The following is an 18210-nucleotide window of genomic DNA, read 5'->3' on the forward strand; positions in this document are numbered from 1 at the left end:
AGTATGGAAAATGTTTTAAAGAATGATTGGGAGCCACTATTGGCACCAGAATTCGAGAAAGAGTATTATCTTACTCTATCCAGTTTTTTGACAGAAGAATACAGCACGCATGTTGTTTATCCGAAGGTAGAAGATATTTTTAACGCTCTTCAGTATACAAGTTATGAAAATACAAAGGTTGTTATTTTAGGACAAGATCCATATCATGGACCGAATCAAGCGCATGGTTTAAGCTTTTCTGTGCAACCTGGTGTTAAAACACCACCGTCATTGTTAAATATGTATAAAGAACTTCGAGATGAATATGGTTATGAAATCCCGAATAACGGTTATTTAGTAAAATGGGCGGAACAAGGAGTATTATTACTAAATACCGTATTAACAGTTCGTCAAGGCGAAGCAAATTCTCATAAGGGAAAAGGATGGGAGAACTTCACAGATCGTGTAATTGAACTGTTGAACGAACGTGAAAAGCCAGTTATTTTCATATTGTGGGGGCGCCATGCGCAGGCGAAGAAGAAGTTAATTACGGATCCGAATCATCATATTATCGAATCTGTACATCCAAGCCCATTATCGGCAAGACGTGGTTTCTTTGGTAGTAAGCCATACTCTAAAGTAAATACGATTTTAGCTAATATGGGCGAAAGAGAAATTGATTGGGAAATTCCAAATTTATAAATAGAAAAGGTAGTTAACAGTCGTTAACTACCTTTTTATTATTGTTGCTCGTTCTTTAATTTTGCATCTAGTACAAAAGTGCCAAATGGGATAACTGATGAAACAAATGCTCCAAGTGCCCATGAAATTGATTTACGGTGTACGATTGTTACTTGAATTACTGCAAAGATGAATAGAATAAATAGAACACCATGAGCCATGCCTGTAATTTTAACAGCTGTTGCAAATCCTGCGAAATATTTCAATGGCATTGCTACAAATAATAGTAATAGGAAAGAAATACCCTCAACTAGTCCAATTGCTCTTAATCGTCCGATTGGTGTAGATAACATAAAGTAGCCTCCTTTAACGTATGCTTGTATATAGTAAATTTGTATTCTTTTTCAAAATAAAATAGTCTATTTTGTTTCATTATATACAAAAAGAAAGTTTACACTACGAGAATAGTGCAAAGTTCAAAATATAGTCACAAAAGCATGAGAATTTAAATAAAAACCTATTTGAAGTATTTGACTTCAAATAGGTTTTGTGAATGAAAATATTAAACAAGTACATCCGTTTTTAAAACGAATTTCTCTACAACTTTTGCAACACCATCGTTCATATTTGTATCTGTTACGTAGTTTGCAATTTCTTTAATATCATCAGGTGCATTGCCCATTGCAACACCAAGACCAGCAAATTCAATCATCGCTTGGTCGTTATAGCTATCGCCCATTGCGATAACTTCTTCACGCTTAATGCCAAGCTTTTGAATCAGTTTGTTTAAGCTCGTTCCTTTTGTAACACCAGCTTCAGTAAATTCTAAGAAGAATGGTTTCGAACGCATCACACTTAATTGGCCTTCTAGCTGTTTTTGTAGTTTCTTTTCAACTTCAACAAGGCGTTCAGCTTCTTTATTCATTAATACTTTTACTACTGGCTCTTTAACTGCGGCCTTAAAGTCATCTACTACAACAATTGGCATACCAGTAATATCGCCCTCAATTTCAGTATAAGGATTATTTTCTTCTGTTACGATATCATCGCCCATATAAGTATGAATCCATACATCTTCAGTTTTACTAATTTCAAATAGGTTGTGAACGATTTCAGGAGATAGCGTACTACTAAAGATTTCTTCGTTTGTTTTACAGTTAATAATTTTTGCGCCATTAAAAGATAGAATGAAACTGCCATATTCTTCTAAACGAAGTTCTTTCGCTACATTGCGCATACCGAATGTTGGACGCCCAGAAGCAAGTACAACTTTTACACCTTGCTCTTGTGCAGTCATTAATGCTTCTTTCGTACGAGGTGAAATAGTATGGTCATCACGTAATAAAGTATCATCTAAATCTAAAACAATCATTTTATAAGTCATATAGAAAATTCCTTTCTTTAATTGAAATCAAAATACATGTTCATGAAGATGTTGAGGAATAATAGTAAGACATCAAACCTCTTTGAAAAGAAGTAGATAAATTATTATGAGTGTGTTACTCATAATATTGGTTAATAATCATTGGGGATGAATAAAACCCCAATGATTAAAGTTTGATTTTATCGTAACAACTCTAAAGGTAGAGTGCAATAATGGAAGTTTTCCAATTTAAGATATTTGTTTTGCTGTGGAACGAGAAAATAGTATTTCTAGCAAGATTGCCATTACAGATCCAAGAACGAGACCATTACTTAAAAACGATGCTAGAAATGGTGGAAGTGTGGAATATGCTCCTGCTGGAACAAACATAACTCCGACTCCTGTAAAGATTGAAAGACCGGCTACTTTAAATAATCGTTCTTTATCCTGGACAGTTTCGTATTCTCGAAAGGCGAGGCCAATCATGCTTGCGAATACAGGATAAATAGCGGCATAACCAACTGCAACAGGGATTGCTGCAAAGAATGAAGTAATCTTTGGAAATATACTAACGACAATAATAAAGCTTGACCCTAATATAAACGGGAGACGTTTATAAATATTAGTCGTTGCAATAAAACCTGCTGATCCAGAAATAGCGACAGGCCCAATAGCTGAAAATAGGCCGCCTAGCAATTGGTTGATTCCTGTTATAATGCCAGCTTGTTTAAAACGATCTGATGCAGCGTTTTCTTCATATTTAGAGACAACCTTTTGTACAACACGAATACTTGCTAACATATTTGTTAGAAGTAAGAGTGTAACGAAAATGACCGTAATTACCATGTTCCATTCAACACGAGGCATTCCGAAAACAAATAAGGATGGAAAACGGATTATGTCTGTCACTGGTGTTATTGGATTAGATAATCCGAAGCATGCGAATAATATCCAGCCGCATACGATACTGAAAAGAACGGAATATTGTCCAATAATAGGTAGCTTCATGATGAAAAAGGATAGTAAAATAACAATGAGTGAAAGAATAAATACGTTAGATTGTACTTCTGTATGTTTTCCATCAAGGCCAAACATTCCCTTTAAGAAGGAGCCACTAAGCTGCGCGACAAGAAGAAATAAATACGTTCCAATGACTGTCGGTGTAAAATAGCGAACGAGTTTATCAATAAGTCCAAAAACGCTAAGAATAATACAAATAATACCGCTTAATAAGAAAGCATATTGAAGAACTTTAAGTGTCTCATTATTTGATCCAAATAGTACGACGCCTAAACTTGCGTAAAGGGAGAAAATTCCCCACCAAAGGCCAGCAGGACCTTCTTGAATAGGAAGTTTATGCCCAAATATAGCTTGCAAGAGACCAGCAAAACCTAGAACAAATAATGTTCTTTGTACGAATGCGATGGCTTCAGCGCCATTAAGACCATAACTAGTTGCGACACTAATTGGTACAATAAGGCTTCCAGCTAAAATAAATAGTGCCCATTGTAAGGCGGAAAGAAATGTCTTCATTATATCAACCTCTTTCATAGATTCCGTATCTAGTATATACGTATTTTATTTCCACTGGCAAAGATTGTAGATAGAGAAAAGAGTTGAAACACGGTATGAATGCACGTAAGCAATTATGGATAGCAGTTATATGTATGACTTTTGTTGTAATTCTAGGAACGATAGGATTTATGACGATTGAAGAGATTAGTTTGTTTCAAGCATTTTGGATGACAATGATTACTGTATTGACTGTTGGATACGGAGATGCCGTTCCTGTAACGCAAGCGGGGAAAGTATTTGCGCTTCTTATTATTCCTGTTGGCGTAGGTATTGTTACGTATGCAATTGGGGTAGTGGCAGCTATGATTATTGAAGGGAATTTATTTCATGCAGTACGGAGGAAGAAAATGGATAAACAAATAGCGCAGTTGAAAAATCATATTATAGTATGTGGTTGCGGTAGAGTGGGGCTTCAAGTTGTACATGAATTGCAAGAAAAGAATATTCCATTTGTCGTTGTTGATAAAGATGAAAGTATATTGGAGCAGGAAAAGCTTTTATTTGTACATGGAGATGCAACGGAAGATCAAGTATTACATAATGCCGGAATTTTAAAAGCAGCTGGTTTAGTTGCTATTGTTGCAAATGATGCCGAAAATGTATTTATTACATTAACAGCAAGAGGGTTAAACGATACGATTAAAATTGTGGCGAGATCTGAAAAGCCAGAAACTGAAGAGAAATTAAGGCGTGCTGGTGCAAATAAGGTTATTAACCCATCTAGTATGGCGGGTATTCATATCGCAAAAGGTATTGCAAATCCATTAACCGTTCATTATATTGATACAGTGTTGTATGGAGTAGAACAGTCATTTGTCATTGAAGAAATTCTAGTTGGAAAAGATTCAATATTAGTTGGTAAATCGTTACTAGAGAGTAATGTAAGGAATCAGTTTGATGTAACAATATTAGCGATTTCAAGAAATGGGAATATTATACATAATCCAACAGGGCAGGAAAAATTGAAAGAACGTGATATGATAATAGTATTTGGTTCAGTAGAAAAATTGGGACAATTCGAGAAAGAATTACAAAGTACGAGGTGATAAGGAATGCAAATATCTAGCGACAAGATTTTAAATAAAATGGCGAATGAAATTGCGAAGGCAAAAAGTAGTGAAGGACAAAAGTCAAAAGAACATTTATTAGTTGTGCGTGCTTTATGTGACTTATTATTAGATGAACAAGTTGAAACATCTACATATAGAGAACCGAAAATTCAATCGCAAGTAATTGGATCACAACCAGTAACAACTATGCAACCAATTGCACCTGTTTCTGGGGAGCCAGTATATATAAAAGAAAGTGATGCAAACGGTAATTCTTTATTTGATTTTTAGAAGATAAATCGTTTGGCTTATATGCAAAAATTGCTTATGATAAAGGTAAAAAAGGGGAATTAAGATGAAAATTTTCTTTTTACTAGGTTGTATTGCAGCGGGGCTATCTGTTGCGTTAGGGGCCTTTGGAGCACACGGTTTAGAAAATAAAATTTCTGCAAAAATGTTAGAAGTTTGGAAAACAGGCGTTACATATCAAATGTTTCATGCAGGTGGACTATTCGTAGTTGCTTTATTGATGGATAAGGTTCAATCATCACTTTTAACTACTGCTGGTTGGCTAATGGTAGCTGGAATTATTATGTTCTCAGGTAGTTTGTATGCATTAAGTACGACAGGCATTAAGTTCTTTGGTCCAATTACACCTCTTGGTGGTGTAGCGTTTATTGTGGCGTGGATTCTAGTAGGGACTGCAGTTGTAAAAGGATTATAAAAAAACAAAAGCTGGCATTTGCCAGCTTTTTTTATGGTCTTGGAGTATAAGTTGCTTGTTGACTAGGTAAATACGTAATTTCTTCTGGAAACTCTACGTAATCTAAGTAGATCATTAGTAGTAAATAGCGTTTTCCTGATTGCGGTTCACTAATAACAATATGGTCACGGCCAGCTGCTTCAATAATACCTGTATAAGATTGTGTACCAAGGGAACTGCCACGTTCATAAGTCATTACAACCGTAGCTTGCTTACCTTTGTTTAAACGAAGGATATTTTCAATATAGGATTGCTCTAGAGGTAACATGCCTTGAGAAATTGCATATTGAGCTTGCGCAGCTTGAGCTGTTTGTTGTTGCATCGCTTGCTGCTGTTGTTGAGTCATTTGTTGCGGTTGTACATAAGTTCCAGATGGTTGATAAAAACCTGTTCCATAGTACGGATTTTGTTGCTGTGCCATTCAAAAATCCCTCCTCATTTTTATTCCTTAATATACGCTAGGGCAGTCTCCAGCAGATGGCTGGAAGAAGCAGTGCTTTTTAAAGCGACCAGAGTTTTGTTGGTTATACCAAGTCGGTGGACATGCCCCTTCAGGTCTAAAGAACCATAAGGCAAAGTTGGCAGGCCAAAAACGTTGCCCTTGAATGGTCCGTCTCGCTAGGGCAATATCTTGTTCACGTGCCCGTTGATAAAAGTATCCTTTTTGCGTTGCTTCAAAACCGCCGGGGTTTTGATAAACCATTTGACGTAAATTACGAATGCTTTTAAAGTCTAAACAATTTCCGCGGACACGATTTACCCCAACGTTTCCGACCATTAACATTCCTTGTTGTCCTTCTCCTTCGGCTTCAGCACGCATCAGTCTAGCTAACAACTTTACATCTTCTTCGTTATAAGCAATAACTCCCATTATGTGTCACCTCTCTTTTTGGAATACCTTTTGGAAAGAGGTTTATCTCTAGATGAAGTGTGTAACAATTACTAGTTCATACGTATGAGGAAAAGGGCTCAGATATGACAACCAAACGAAGTTTTACATTGAGAGCGGAAAATAAAAAAAGCTAGCGTGAGCCAGCTTTTTTATTAAAAAACTTTAGACCATAAGTTTGAGAAGAAATCACCAATAGAGCGCATTGTTAACACAAACCAATTTGCTTTTTCAACTTCCTCTGTCGTTTTTGCAGTAACTTTCATACTTTTACTACCGTCTAAGAAACCATATTTATCAGTTGATTCTAAAGTAATTGAGCCTACTTTGGCATCTTTCTTAATAGGAGCAACTAAATGTCCATCTTCAGCAAGAGATTTATCTAATTCAGTCCCAATTTTATAAGGTTCTTTGCTACCTTTTTTCGCAATTACTGTTATTTCTTTTTCGGGTGCAACAGTTACTTGGTCTTCTTTCCCTTTTACTACAGAGATTGTATTGTTCTTATTAACTTTTAGTTTTTGTTTTTCAAAGTTATTAAATCCATATTCAATTAATTCACGAGATTCTGTGAAACGTTCATCCATTGATTTTGTTTTAATAATAACCGAGATAAGACGTACATCACCACGTTTAGCAGTAATAGTAAATCCGTATCCAGCTGTATCAGAACTTCCAGTTTTTAAACCATCAGTACCTTCATAAGCGAAAGCAGCTCCTGGTAACATCCAATTCCAGTTTTCCATACGAATTGGTTTTGGGTGATTGTCTGGGAAGTTTCTAAATCTTTGTTTTGTATCCTCTAGCATTTCTGGATACTTTGTAATCATTGCTTTTGAAAGCATACCCATATCACGAGCTGACATAGAGTTTTCTGCATTTGGATCAGTACCCTCAGGATGTTTTCCTTTTAAGTCAGCGTTATTTAAGCCCGTAGCGTTTACAAATTTATATTTCTTTAATCCTAGCTTTTTAGCATGTTCATTTGCAAGATTTAAGAAGTTTTTCTCACTTCCTGCAAGAAGTTCTGCTAAAGCGATACTAGATCCATTTGCAGAGAATATAACAATAGAATGATATAATTCTTTTACAGTATATTGACGTCCTTTTTCGAACGGTACATTAGAGAATTCATTATTACGAGAGACTTCATAAGCGTAATCAGAAATATTTACTTTCGTATCCCATGTGATTTTTCCTTCTTTAATTGCTTCTAAAACAGCGTAAACAACAATTAATTTCGACATACTAGCAATAGCTAGCAATTCATCTGGATTTTGCTCGTGAAGTATTTTTCCTGTATCTGCATCAAATAAAAGTGCAGCGGCTGCCTCAATATGTATTTTTTCTTCCGCATGGGATGTTGTTACTCCTAAGGAAGAAATTGACAATACAAGCAATAGTAAAATAGACAAAATTTTTTTCATATAGATTATCACCTTCGCATCGTTATTTAGCATATAGCTCGTATCATTTTAGCATATCTTTACATATAAAAAGGTTACAATTTTACAATAAATTTGAAAAAATGTCGGTTTTTCTTCAAAAGTGCAGAAAAAAGGGGATTTTTGAGGATAAATATAGAGAAGAATAAAAAAAGGAACGAATTTCGTTCCTTTTCACCATTTATATGTGTAAAAATTTCTCTACTTTTTCGTCTGGTAAAATGTTTCCAACGAAGAATGTTCCAAATTCACCATAACGAGCACTTACTTCATCGAAGCGCATTTCATATATAAGTTTTTTAAATTGAAGAACATCGTCAGCGAATAATGTTACGCCCCATTCGAAATCGTCGAATCCAACAGATCCTGAAATCACTTGGCGTACTTTACCTGCGTATTGACGTCCAATTTTACTATGACTGTACATCATTTTTTTACGCTCTTCCATAGGAAGCATGTACCAGTTGTCATCACCTTGGCGACGCTTATCCATTGGATAGAAGCAAATATGATTTGCTTTCGGCAATTCAGGATATAAGCGAGCTAAAATTTGCGGGTTTTGGTATGGATCCTCATCAGCTGGAAGATAGTTGCTTAATTCAACAACAGATACGTAAGAATATGCAGGAACCATATATTCAGCTAAAGTTGTTTTATTCAATTCTGTCTCAATTTCATTTAACTCTTCCATTGTTGGACGTAAAATCATAAGCATAATATCAGCTTTTTGGCCAACAACTGTATACATTGCGTGACTACCTTTTTTCGCAGTAGCTACTTCGTTCCATTTTTCAACGACATTTAAAAATTCAGACACTGCTTGTCCGCGTTCGTCGCTAGATAATGTTTTCCATGCAGCCCAATCAATAGAACGTAAATCATGTAAACAATACCAGCCATCTAACGTTGTTGTTGCTTCACTCATTCTATTCACCTCAGTTAATGATAGTTTTACACGTTAACTATAGCATATATAGTTTTAAAATCATCTATATAAAACCTTGGCGCATAAAATTGTCACATTTAAGTGTTTAAGCAAGGTGAATTTAACGGCTGAATTTTATGAAAATATAATCATTTTTATTTTATCTATTTTTTGGGAGCTATAAGTTTAAAATATAGAAGAAAAGCAGTATTCTTAAAGATAGAGTTTTTTTAACATATGTAGGAGGGTTTATTCGTGAGCAACTTATTTACAACAGTAAAAGAAAAAGTTCAAGGAAAAGGCATTTCTATCGTACTTCCTGAAGGAACTGATGAAAGAATTTTAGGCGCTGCAGAGCGTTTAGCAAAAGAAGAGTTAGTAAAACCAATCTTAGTTGGTAATAGAGAAGAAATTAGCGCAAAAGCTGCTAGCATGAATTTAACATTAGCAGGCGTTGATATTTACGACCCAGCTACATACGAAGAAATGGATGCAATGGTAGCATCTTTCGTTGAACGCCGTAAAGGTAAAGCAACTGAAGAAGACGCTCGCAAAATCCTTAAAGACGAAAACTACTTCGGTACAATGCTTGTATACATGGGCAAAGCACACGGTCTAGTAAGTGGTGCAGCTCACTCTACAGCTGATACAGTTCGTCCAGCACTTCAAATTATTAAAACAAAACCAGGCGTTACAAAAACTTCTGGCGTATTCATCATGGTACGTGAAGAAGAGAAATATGTATTCGCTGATTGCGCAATTAACATTGCACCAAACAGTCAAGATTTAGCTGAAATCGGTATCGAAAGTGCGAAAACTGCTGAGTTATTCGGCATTGATCCACGCGTTGCTATGTTAAGCTTCTCTACAAAAGGTTCTGCGAAATCTCCAGAAACAGAAAAAGTTGTAGAAGCAACTCGCATTGCAAAAGAAATGGCTCCTGAGTTAACTTTAGATGGAGAATTCCAATTCGATGCTGCATTCGTACCATCTGTAGCTGAGAAAAAAGCTCCAGGTTCTACAATTAAAGGTGATGCTAACGTATTCGTATTCCCAAGCTTAGAAGCTGGTAATATCGGCTACAAAATCGCTCAACGTTTAGGTAACTTCGAAGCAGTAGGGCCAATCTTACAAGGCTTAAACATGCCTGTAAATGACCTATCTCGTGGATGTAACGAAGAAGAAGTGTACAAGTTAGCTTTAATTACAGCAGCTCAAGCACTTTAATTCTATAATGAATTGAAATAAAGACCGTCGCTATTATAGCGACGGTCTTTATTTTTCTAAACCAAGTGCTTTATTATTACGATCAATAATACGTTGTAAATTCGTCTCATATAAAGGAATCTCATCTATTGTTAATTGAGATGGTGTTAACTTTGGAGCGAATTGCTGCAATGTTTTTAAAAGACGCATCATTAAATCTTGTACTGTAATGGTTTCGCCAAGTAATTCTGAGAGTGAGGCCATCGTACTTGGTACAATTTCAGGGTACGTAAAGCGTGTTTCTTCCCCTTGAATTGCTAGGCTGTAAAAATCACGAACGAGTGCGGCACGCTCAGAGCCACTTCCGGTAGCGCAGAGATAGATTTGGACAGCGACACCGCCGCGAATACGACGTTGTGAAATACCAGCGAATTTTTGATCGCGAATACTTAAGTCATAACTACCAGGACAGTAAGAGCCGACAATTTCTTTTGCCTCGATAGTAACGTCGTAATCCTTTAACATCTCCTTAATCAAATGCCACATTGTATCGTATCCAAGATCAATATCGATACCTTTTTCTGTTTCTTGGAATAAAAGTGATACGTTTAAAACACCTTCATCAAGCACGACCGCAAGCCCGCCAGAATTACGGACAATAACATTGAAGTTGTTTTGTTTTAAAAAAGAAATACCTTCTTCTAAATGCGGAAGGCGTGAATCTTGAATGCCAAGGACAATTGTATTGTGATGAACCCAAGAACGCATTGTTGCGGCTGACTTGCCATTTCCAATGCTTGTGCATAATGTGTCATCCATTGCGAATGACTGAAGTGCATGGAATGTTGGTCCCAAACTAGATTGATCTACAATGCGCCACTCTGGCTGAGATAAAATGGAACGGGAATTGCTCATATAACTAACCCCTTATCTTTAAAATGACAATCTCTATTATAGCAAAAAATGAAGAATGGAGTTTTCTCACATATAAAGGGGGAGCTTATAGGTGAAATAATAAAAAGGATGCATTACATGCATCCTTTTTATTCTGCAATTTTTTCTAAATTACCGTTTCGGTCCATTCGGAAAGATGTTTGAGAACGTTCTTCGTCATCCATGACTGCCAATTTACGAGCTCGGTTCATAATGTTCATAAGTGTTTCGTAATCTTCTTGTACAGTATGAGATTGCTTTTCCAATTTTTCTAGTTTCTTTTCTAGTTCCTCATTCCGAAGGATTTGTGCTTTAATTTCTTGTTTCAATCTCGTATTCTCGTTTTCAAGAGCTGTCACTTTTATATTTGAAGATCCGACTGTTTGTAAAAAATAAATAACATCTTGCATTGTCATAGAGCTTCTTGCAGCAGGAGCAGTAGATTCTTGATATGGAATAGCTTCTTTATATTGTACGATTGATTCTTCTTGTACTAATTCTTCATAATCAGTTATCGAATCTGAAGCTGGTGGTGTATAAAGTAAACGTTTTTTTGCTTGTTCACCGCTTGCAGCACGCATTTTATCTTTACGATGTTTTTTTGCTAGTTGAAGAGCTTGTTCGTAGCTATAGCGAACAACAGCATTCCAGCGGAAACCACAAGCAGCAGATGTACGATTTAACTGATCCCCTACTTCCTCAAATGCATTTAATTGCGTACTTCCTTCTCTAACATGACGAAGTACCGTTTCAGCAAGTAATAAATCATCCTCATCTGTCCAAGCATCTTGTCTTACTTTCATAGATTCAACTCCCTTTCTTTTTATGAACTTCCTATTTTTATAATGGGCAAAAAAATAAACTTTTATACAAAGCTTTTAAAAATATGGTAGATTTCGATGAAAGGTAAAAATTTTCCCATGAATGGTGAGCGCTTCTGTAGGAGAGCATATAAATATGTAGCATTATGTAGAGAATAGGCTTTGTAGGGAAACTTGCAACGAGCTTCAAAGAGCGGTAAAATACCATTTAGTGTTTATTTTTAAATGTACTTGAGAAAAGTTTAAAATAGAGGAAGTGTTATATAATGGGAAACGAGTTTCGCGTGTGCGATGACTGTCAGGCAACGAACGTTAAAACGTTAGTTCCGAAGTTAAAAAAAGTAGATTCATGTGCAACGATTGAAGTTGGATGTCAGTCTTACTGTGGTCCTGGTCGTAAAAAATCATTCGCATTTGTAAATAACCGTCCAGTTGCGGCTCCAACAGAAGATGAGTTAATCGCAAAAATTGAAGCAAAGTTAAATAAGTAAGAAAAAGAAGAGTGAAAAGATTACTCTTCTTTTTTATGCCCATAAGAGGAATGATTTATTCTGCGAAAGTACTCTTGTGTGGACGAACGTTTTCTAAAGGATAGATATAACTTTTGTATTGAAATTCCAATTTATATAAATTTATATTTCAAAATAATGGTTGACAGTCTTTTAAAGCGATAGGTAGAATAGAAGTGTCTGATTCTGATAATCATTATCAGGAAAATAACAATTCACCTAATTTTTTTATTACTATTTGAGAATAAATTTCATTTCAATAAATATATGTTGTTAGTTAGGATGGTTGAGGGATGGAAGCGAGCGCAAGCAGTATAGAACAGCAAGAAGAGAATGTTAAAGAGATTAAGAGCAGACCGCTTATCGCTTCTATTATTTTAGTAGCGGGTACAGTTTTGTTAGCTTTAAGCATGGCAGTTTCTATTTCTTTTGGGGCTGCAGATATTAGTTTAAAGACTGTATGGCAAGCTGTATTTCAGTTTGATGGATCTATTACACATCATAATGTAATTCAAGAGCTTCGCATGCCTAGAGCAATAGGGGGCGTAGTTGCAGGTGCCTTTTTAGCGGTATCAGGAGCAATTATGCAAGGTATGACGCGAAATCCACTTGCTTCACCATCGTTAATGGGGATTACAGATGGGGCTGTATTTGGAATTGCAATTATGTATGCATTTTTTCCTAATTCACCTTATTTAATGTTTGTTATCGCATCTTTTATTGGAGCTGCGTTTGGTGCAAGCATTGTATATGGAATTGGGTCTTCTTCACCAGGTGGATTAACACCTGTGAAATTAGCTTTAGCAGGTGCAGCTATTAGTGCTTTATTAGGGGCAATTTCATCTGGAATCGCATTGTATTTCAATCTTGCCCAAGAGGTAAGCATGTGGAATGCAGGCGGAGTTGCTGGAGTGAAATGGCAAAGTATTAATATGTTAGTGCCAATTGGCCTTGTTTGTCTTTTTATCGCAATTATGATGTCGAGATATATTACAATTTTGAGCTTCGGTGAAGAAATTGCAATTGGACTTGGTCAAAATACGACATTGATTAAATTTATCGGAACAGTACTTGTTCTTGTTTTAACGGGTTCCGCAGTTTCCATGGCAGGATCAGTTGGATTTGTTGGTCTTGTAATTCCGCATATGACTCGTTTTCTTGTAGGCTCGGACTATAGATGGGTTATTCCATGTTCTGCGGTCTTAGGTGGGCTGTTAATTGAATGTGCAGATATGTTATCTCGCGTTATTAACCCGCCATTTGAAACGCCAATTGGAGCAATTACAGCGCTAATTGGGGTTCCATTCTTCCTCTACTTAGCACGTAATGAAGGGAGAGGAAAGATGTGAGGACGAGTGTCTTAACAAAAAAGAACATTTCTATATTAACGATTTTAGTAGGACTAATCGTTTCTATATTTCTTATTAGTTTAAATACAGGAACTTTTAAAATCCCGCCAATGGACGTATTAAAGTCATTGGTTGGACTAGGGGCTGAAGATCAGTCTGTTATTTTATTTGAATTCCGTATGCCGCGTATGGTAATTGCTATACTAGTCGGATCTGCTTTAGCTATGTCAGGTGCGATTTTGCAAGGTTTATCACGAAATCCGCTTGCTGATCCAGGTATTATAGGTATTAATGCTGGAGCGGGATTAACAGTTGTTATATTCGTCTACTTCTTCTTCGGGAAAGTAGGGACTGGTACATTTTTATCTGTATTCATTCTTCCATTCTTCGCACTAGTTGGAGCGATATTAGCAGCGGTAATTATTTATTTACTAGCATGGAAAGACGGCGTTTCATCGACTCGATTAATACTTGTCGGTATTGCCGTTGCAGCTGGATTTGGAGCTGTTAGTTTAATTTTCTCTATGAAGATGACATCTAACGATTTTCGTTTTGCTACGATTTGGCTGGCGGGAAGTCTATGGGGTACAGATTGGAAATTCGTATTAAGTGTACTTCCATGGATGGTTATTTTCTTACCGCTTGCTATAAGTAAAGCACACATATTAAATGTAATGAACCTAGGCGATTCTACAGCAGTTGGCCTTGGTGTAAACGTAGAAAAAGAAAGACGTAAATTATTATTTATTGCAGTTTGTTTAGCAGGTGCATCTGTTGCTGTTGCAGGCGGAATTGGCTTTATCGGTTTAATGGCCCCGCATTTAGCAAGGCGCCTTGTTGGTGGTAAACATCAAATTATGTTGCCCACAGCTGCGCTAATAGGAACGTTTTTACTTTTATTTGCAGACGTAATTTCAAGAAGTGTATTAACAACTTCAGAAATACCAGTCGGTCTTGTTATTTCTGTAATTGGTGCACCATATTTCATTTATTTACTTATGAGGACAAAATAAAGGGAGGCTTTTCGTATGGCAACTTTAGCGGTGGATGCGGTATCTGTTGGCTATAATGAAGGTTTAATTATTGACGGGTTAACAGTTGAAATTCCGGAAGGGAAAATTACAACAATTATTGGACCAAATGGTTGTGGGAAGTCCACATTATTAAAAACGGCGTCTCGTATTTTGAAGGCAAAGCAAGGTACTGTTTATCTTGACGGAAAAGCAATTGAGAAACAGCCAACGAAAGAAATTGCAAAGAAAATGGCGATTTTACCACAAACTGCAGAAGTGCCAACGGGTCTTACTGTATTTGAGCTTGTGTCATATGGAAGATTCCCTCATCAAAAAGGGTTTGGCACGTTGAAAGAAGAGGATTATCGCTACATTAACTGGGCACTTGAAGTGACAGGAATGAAAGAATTTGCGAATCGTCCAGCAGAAGCGCTATCAGGTGGCCAACGTCAACGTGTTTGGATCGCAATGGCTCTTGCACAAGGAACAGAATTACTTGTATTGGATGAACCAACAACGTACTTAGATATGGCTCATCAATTAGAAGTATTAAACTTATTGAAAAAGTTAAATGAAGAAGAAGGTAGAACGATTGTTATGGTTATCCATGACTTAAACCACGCTTCTCGTTTCTCTGATCATATGATTGCATTAAAAGCAGGTAAGTTAATGAAACAAGGAACACCAGATGAAGTTATGACAAGTGAAACACTTCGTAACGTATTTGAGATTGAAGCTCAAATCGTTCCATGTCCAGTAAACTGTAAGCCAATTTGTTTAACATATGATTTAGCGATGATTAGTAATCAATTGCGTAAAAAAGCATAAGTAGAACCCCCTCGTAAAGAGGGGGCTTCTAATGGACGTTGAGCTTCTTATATATGAATGGGAAGTTGAACGCCCGTTAGAATGGGTTATTAACAACAGTTAATAAATATATATTAATTAATTGTTATCTTTGTTTCTTATAGTTCATTGTAACTTATAAGATAAATACAGCTAGAAGGAGTGGGAACATGAAGAATTTTAAAATGGCACTATTAGCAATGGTACTAGTTGTGACTTCTGTACTATTTGCAGCTTGTTCTAACAAAGAAGAAGAAAAGAAAGCAGATGCAAAGACTGAAGAGCGCACTGTAAAACATGCAAAAGGGGAAATTAAAATTCCTGCAAACCCAAAGAAAATTGCTGACCTTAGTGGTTCAACAGAAGAATTACTAATTTTCGGTATGAAACCGGTTATTACTGCTAATACATCTCAAGAAAAAATTGATGCACATATTGAAAAGAAACTAAAAGACGTTAAACCCGTTGGTTCTGCTTGGGGCGATAAAATTAACATCGAAGCAGTAGCTGCTGCAAAACCAGATTTAATTCTTGTAAATAATCGTCAAGAAAAGATTTATGACCAATTATCTAAAATTGCACCAACAGTTATGTTAAACACTCCATTAGATCAATGGCGTCCAAAATTCGAAGAAGTAGGTCAAATCCTCGGTAAAGAAAAAGAAACAAAAGAATGGTTCAAAAAGTATGATGAAAAAGCAAGCAAATTACATGACAAAATCGTCGCTAAAACTGGTGAAGCAACATTTATGAAAATGGCTGCATATCCAAATGCTTTCCGCGTATACGGTGACTACGGTTACGGTAGCGTAATCTTTAATGATTTAAAACTACCGGCAGTTAAAGGTACACCAACTGATAAACCGTTAGTACAAGTACAAAAAGAAGCTTTAATCGATTACAACCCAGATTACTTATTCGTATTTACAACTGGTGACGGTTCTCAGCGCTTAAAAGAATTCCAAGAAGAATCAATTTGGAAAAACATGAACGCTGTTAAAAATAACCACGTATTTACAATTAAAAATGAAGACTTAAACAAAGGTTACTTCCCACTAGGGAAAGATATGATCTTAGACGAAGTTGCTGAATTCGTTTTAGGTAAATAATGTATAAAGGAAATCACTTTTACTTCGGTAAAGGTGATTTTTTCTTTTTATAAAGGGAATTAATACAGTCTTTCATTTCTTTCTGTTTCTCATTTCGTTTATAATATAAAGTAAGAATGTAGTAAAGAAAGGGGGATGTCGGAAAGTGGTATATTTAAACGACAAACTCAGCGAAACAAAAGTGTTTAAAGACCCAGTACATAAATATGTGCACGTGCGTGATCGTGTTATTTGGGATTTAATCGGAACGAAAGAATTTCAACGCTTGCGCCGTATTAAGCAGCTTGGAACGACATTTTTTACATTTCACGGTGCAGAGCATAGTCGCTTTACTCATTCGTTAGGTGTATACGAAATTATTCGTCGTATGATTGATGATGTGTTTGATGGCAGACCAAATTGGAATGCTGAAGATAGATTGTTATGTTTATGTGCGGCATTACTTCATGATGTCGGCCACGGCCCATTTTCTCACTCGTTTGAAAAAGTATTTTCATTAGATCATGAGAAATTTACGCAAAAGATTATCGTAGGCGATACGGAGATTAATGATGTATTAAGTCGTGTTGATAAGGAGTTTCCACAAAAGGTAGCAGATGTAATTGCAAAAACGTCTACTAATAAATTAGCGATTAGTATGATTTCGAGTCAAATTGATGCGGATCGTATGGATTATTTATTAAGAGATGCTTATTTTACAGGCGTAAAGTACGGAAACTTCGATATGGAACGTATACTGCGTGTAATGCGTCCGTATGGGAATCAAGTAGTCATTAAAAATAGTGGTATGCATGCTGTTGAGCATTACATTATGAGTCGTTATCAAATGTATTGGCAAGTATATTTCCACCCGGTAACGCGAAGTGCAGAAGTTATTTTAACGAAGATTTTACACCGTGCGAAATTACTGCACGAGAAGTATTATACATTTAAAAATCATCCTGTTCATTTCTATTCTTTATTTGAAGAAGAAGTAACAGTAGAGGATTATTTAAAGTTAGACGAGAACGTTATGTATTACTACTTCCAAGTATGGCAGGAAGAAGAAGATCCAATTTTAAGCGATTTATGCCGCCGTTTTATGAATCGAAATCTATTTAAATATGTAGAGTTTACAGATAAACACGGTTTAGATAATTGGATGGAATTAAGTAGTTTATTTAAAAAGATTGGACTTGATCCGGAGTATTATTTAGTAGTCGATTCAACATCAGACTTACCGTATGACTTTTATCGTGCAGGAGAAGAAGAAGAGCGTCTACCAATCCTACTTCTTATGCCAAACGGAGAGCTTAGAGAGCTTTCACGTGAGTCGGATATTGTTGAGGCGATTACAGGTAAGAAAAGAACGGATCAAAAGCTATTCTATCCGCATGATTTAATCTATGAAGATGGAAGAAAAGGAAAATATAAAGAGAGAATTATTGAGTTGTTAGAAGGAAAGAAATAAGAAGCAGCTAATGGCTGCTTCTTATGAAAAAACTTGAAATTATTTGTCGCTTAAGCGTTTTCCGCCAACTGCATAATGGTTTTTAGACATTTCTTCGATGAAAACAACGATGTTTTCTTCAGGAGCACCAGTTGTTTCGCTTACTGCTGCTGTTACTTTCTCAGCAAGAGCTTTCTTTTGTTCTTCTGTGCGTCCTTCTAGCATTTTCACTGTTACGTATGGCATGTACAATCGCTCCTTTTATGTAAGTTACACTCTTATTATAGCGGATTATAGGGAAGAACAATCGAAAAAACAAATAATTT

21 protein-coding genes are annotated in these 18210 nt (G+C 36.1%); 11 read left to right on the forward strand and 10 right to left on the reverse strand.

Annotated features, from left to right (window positions below; all coding sequences use genetic code 11):
* Window positions 1-3 precede the first annotated feature (3 nt).
* Window positions 4-681 carry a uracil-DNA glycosylase gene (locus ACTFRY_RS23610; protein ID WP_098616163.1) on the forward strand — a complete coding sequence of 226 codons (678 nt, stop codon included), beginning with the start codon at window positions 4-6 and terminating at the stop codon, window positions 679-681.
* A gap of 38 nt (window positions 682-719) precedes the next feature.
* Here ACTFRY_RS23610 and ACTFRY_RS23615 read toward each other — a convergent pair whose 3' ends face one another.
* The 3 genes from ACTFRY_RS23615 to ACTFRY_RS23625 all read right to left on the reverse strand — a co-directional run bounded on the left by ACTFRY_RS23615 (window position 720) and on the right by ACTFRY_RS23625 (window position 3556).
* Window positions 720-1013: a DUF3817 domain-containing protein gene (locus tag ACTFRY_RS23615; protein ID WP_016118960.1), complete on the reverse strand. Its 294-nt coding sequence runs from the start codon at window positions 1011-1013 to the stop codon at window positions 720-722.
* 209 nt (window positions 1014-1222) lie between these two features.
* Window positions 1223-2044, reverse strand: coding sequence for a Cof-type HAD-IIB family hydrolase (locus ACTFRY_RS23620; RefSeq protein WP_000221382.1), 822 nt, complete (start codon window positions 2042-2044; stop codon window positions 1223-1225).
* A gap of 228 nt (window positions 2045-2272) precedes the next feature.
* Window positions 2273-3556 (reverse strand): purine/pyrimidine permease, encoded by a 1284-nt coding sequence (locus ACTFRY_RS23625; protein ID WP_061664276.1) that lies wholly within the window; start codon window positions 3554-3556, stop codon window positions 2273-2275.
* A gap of 95 nt (window positions 3557-3651) precedes the next feature.
* Here ACTFRY_RS23625 and ACTFRY_RS23630 point away from each other — a divergent pair, with 95 nt between their 5' ends.
* The 3 genes from ACTFRY_RS23630 (at window position 3652) to ACTFRY_RS23640 (ending at window position 5371) form a co-directional block, all read left to right on the forward strand.
* Window positions 3652-4644 (forward strand): potassium channel family protein, encoded by a 993-nt coding sequence (locus ACTFRY_RS23630; RefSeq protein WP_000993984.1) that lies wholly within the window; start codon window positions 3652-3654, stop codon window positions 4642-4644.
* Window positions 4645-4650: 6 nt separating this feature from the next.
* Entirely contained in the window at window positions 4651-4938 is a 288-nt protein-coding gene (locus ACTFRY_RS23635) for a YwdI family protein (protein WP_001167349.1), read from the forward strand.
* 64 nt (window positions 4939-5002) lie between these two features.
* A complete protein-coding gene (locus ACTFRY_RS23640) occupies window positions 5003-5371 on the forward strand; it encodes a DUF423 domain-containing protein (RefSeq protein WP_000688315.1) in 369 nt (122 codons plus the stop codon).
* 31 nt (window positions 5372-5402) lie between these two features.
* On the opposite strand, the gene gerQ is transcribed toward ACTFRY_RS23640, so the two are convergent.
* The 4 genes from gerQ to hemQ all read right to left on the reverse strand — a co-directional run bounded on the left by gerQ (window position 5403) and on the right by hemQ (window position 8669).
* Window positions 5403-5831 carry a spore coat protein GerQ gene (gerQ, locus tag ACTFRY_RS23645; RefSeq protein WP_000068652.1) on the reverse strand — a complete coding sequence of 143 codons (429 nt, stop codon included), beginning with the start codon at window positions 5829-5831 and terminating at the stop codon, window positions 5403-5405.
* Between the two features lie 27 nt (window positions 5832-5858).
* Window positions 5859-6281, reverse strand: a complete 423-nt coding sequence (gene cwlJ, locus ACTFRY_RS23650; protein ID WP_000538167.1) for a cell wall hydrolase CwlJ — start codon at window positions 6279-6281, stop codon at window positions 5859-5861.
* 173 nt (window positions 6282-6454) lie between these two features.
* Window positions 6455-7726, reverse strand: a complete 1272-nt coding sequence (locus ACTFRY_RS23655; RefSeq protein WP_000722867.1) for a serine hydrolase — start codon at window positions 7724-7726, stop codon at window positions 6455-6457.
* Between the two features lie 199 nt (window positions 7727-7925).
* Window positions 7926-8669: a hydrogen peroxide-dependent heme synthase gene (hemQ, locus tag ACTFRY_RS23660; RefSeq protein WP_001287595.1), complete on the reverse strand. Its 744-nt coding sequence runs from the start codon at window positions 8667-8669 to the stop codon at window positions 7926-7928.
* Between the two features lie 255 nt (window positions 8670-8924).
* Here hemQ and pta point away from each other — a divergent pair, with 255 nt between their 5' ends.
* On the forward strand, window positions 8925-9896 hold the full coding sequence (pta, locus tag ACTFRY_RS23665) for a phosphate acetyltransferase (protein WP_000067225.1): 972 nt from the start codon (window positions 8925-8927) through the stop codon (window positions 9894-9896).
* Window positions 9897-9944: 48 nt separating this feature from the next.
* Here the strand turns inward: pta and ACTFRY_RS23670 are convergent, their stop codons facing one another.
* Together ACTFRY_RS23670 and ACTFRY_RS23675 are read right to left on the reverse strand one after the other, a co-directional pair.
* The gene (locus tag ACTFRY_RS23670; RefSeq protein ID WP_000071952.1) at window positions 9945-10790 is read right to left on the reverse strand and encodes a lipoate--protein ligase family protein; all 846 of its coding nucleotides are present in this window, start codon (window positions 10788-10790) and stop codon (window positions 9945-9947) included.
* Between the two features lie 128 nt (window positions 10791-10918).
* Window positions 10919-11611 (reverse strand): RsfA family transcriptional regulator, encoded by a 693-nt coding sequence (locus ACTFRY_RS23675; RefSeq protein ID WP_000868358.1) that lies wholly within the window; start codon window positions 11609-11611, stop codon window positions 10919-10921.
* A gap of 284 nt (window positions 11612-11895) precedes the next feature.
* Here ACTFRY_RS23675 and ACTFRY_RS23680 point away from each other — a divergent pair, with 284 nt between their 5' ends.
* From ACTFRY_RS23680 to ACTFRY_RS23705, 6 genes are all read left to right on the forward strand, one after another.
* On the forward strand, window positions 11896-12120 hold the full coding sequence (locus ACTFRY_RS23680) for a DUF1450 domain-containing protein (RefSeq protein WP_000526078.1): 225 nt from the start codon (window positions 11896-11898) through the stop codon (window positions 12118-12120).
* 311 nt (window positions 12121-12431) lie between these two features.
* Window positions 12432-13487 (forward strand): FecCD family ABC transporter permease, encoded by a 1056-nt coding sequence (locus ACTFRY_RS23685; protein ID WP_000388296.1) that lies wholly within the window; start codon window positions 12432-12434, stop codon window positions 13485-13487.
* Window positions 13484-14500, forward strand: coding sequence for a FecCD family ABC transporter permease (locus tag ACTFRY_RS23690; protein WP_001260757.1), 1017 nt, complete (start codon window positions 13484-13486; stop codon window positions 14498-14500). The genes ACTFRY_RS23685 and ACTFRY_RS23690 overlap by 4 nt, the downstream gene beginning before the upstream one ends.
* Window positions 14501-14515: 15 nt before the next feature.
* Entirely contained in the window at window positions 14516-15328 is an 813-nt protein-coding gene (locus ACTFRY_RS23695; protein WP_000212068.1) for an ABC transporter ATP-binding protein, read from the forward strand.
* A gap of 188 nt (window positions 15329-15516) precedes the next feature.
* Window positions 15517-16455, forward strand: a complete 939-nt coding sequence (locus tag ACTFRY_RS23700; protein WP_000787725.1) for an ABC transporter substrate-binding protein — start codon at window positions 15517-15519, stop codon at window positions 16453-16455.
* A 145-nt stretch (window positions 16456-16600) separates the two neighbouring features.
* Window positions 16601-17905, forward strand: a complete 1305-nt coding sequence (locus tag ACTFRY_RS23705; protein WP_098616162.1) for an HD domain-containing protein — start codon at window positions 16601-16603, stop codon at window positions 17903-17905.
* A 39-nt stretch (window positions 17906-17944) separates the two neighbouring features.
* Here the strand turns inward: ACTFRY_RS23705 and ACTFRY_RS23710 are convergent, their stop codons facing one another.
* The gene (locus ACTFRY_RS23710; RefSeq protein ID WP_001147171.1) at window positions 17945-18130 is read right to left on the reverse strand and encodes a 2-hydroxymuconate tautomerase; all 186 of its coding nucleotides are present in this window, start codon (window positions 18128-18130) and stop codon (window positions 17945-17947) included.
* Window positions 18131-18210: the final 80 nt, after the last annotated feature.

The organism is Bacillus cereus group sp. MYBK195-1 (assembly GCF_051916605.1).
Classification (GTDB): Bacteria; Bacillota; Bacilli; order Bacillales; family Bacillaceae_G; genus Bacillus_A; species Bacillus_A cereus.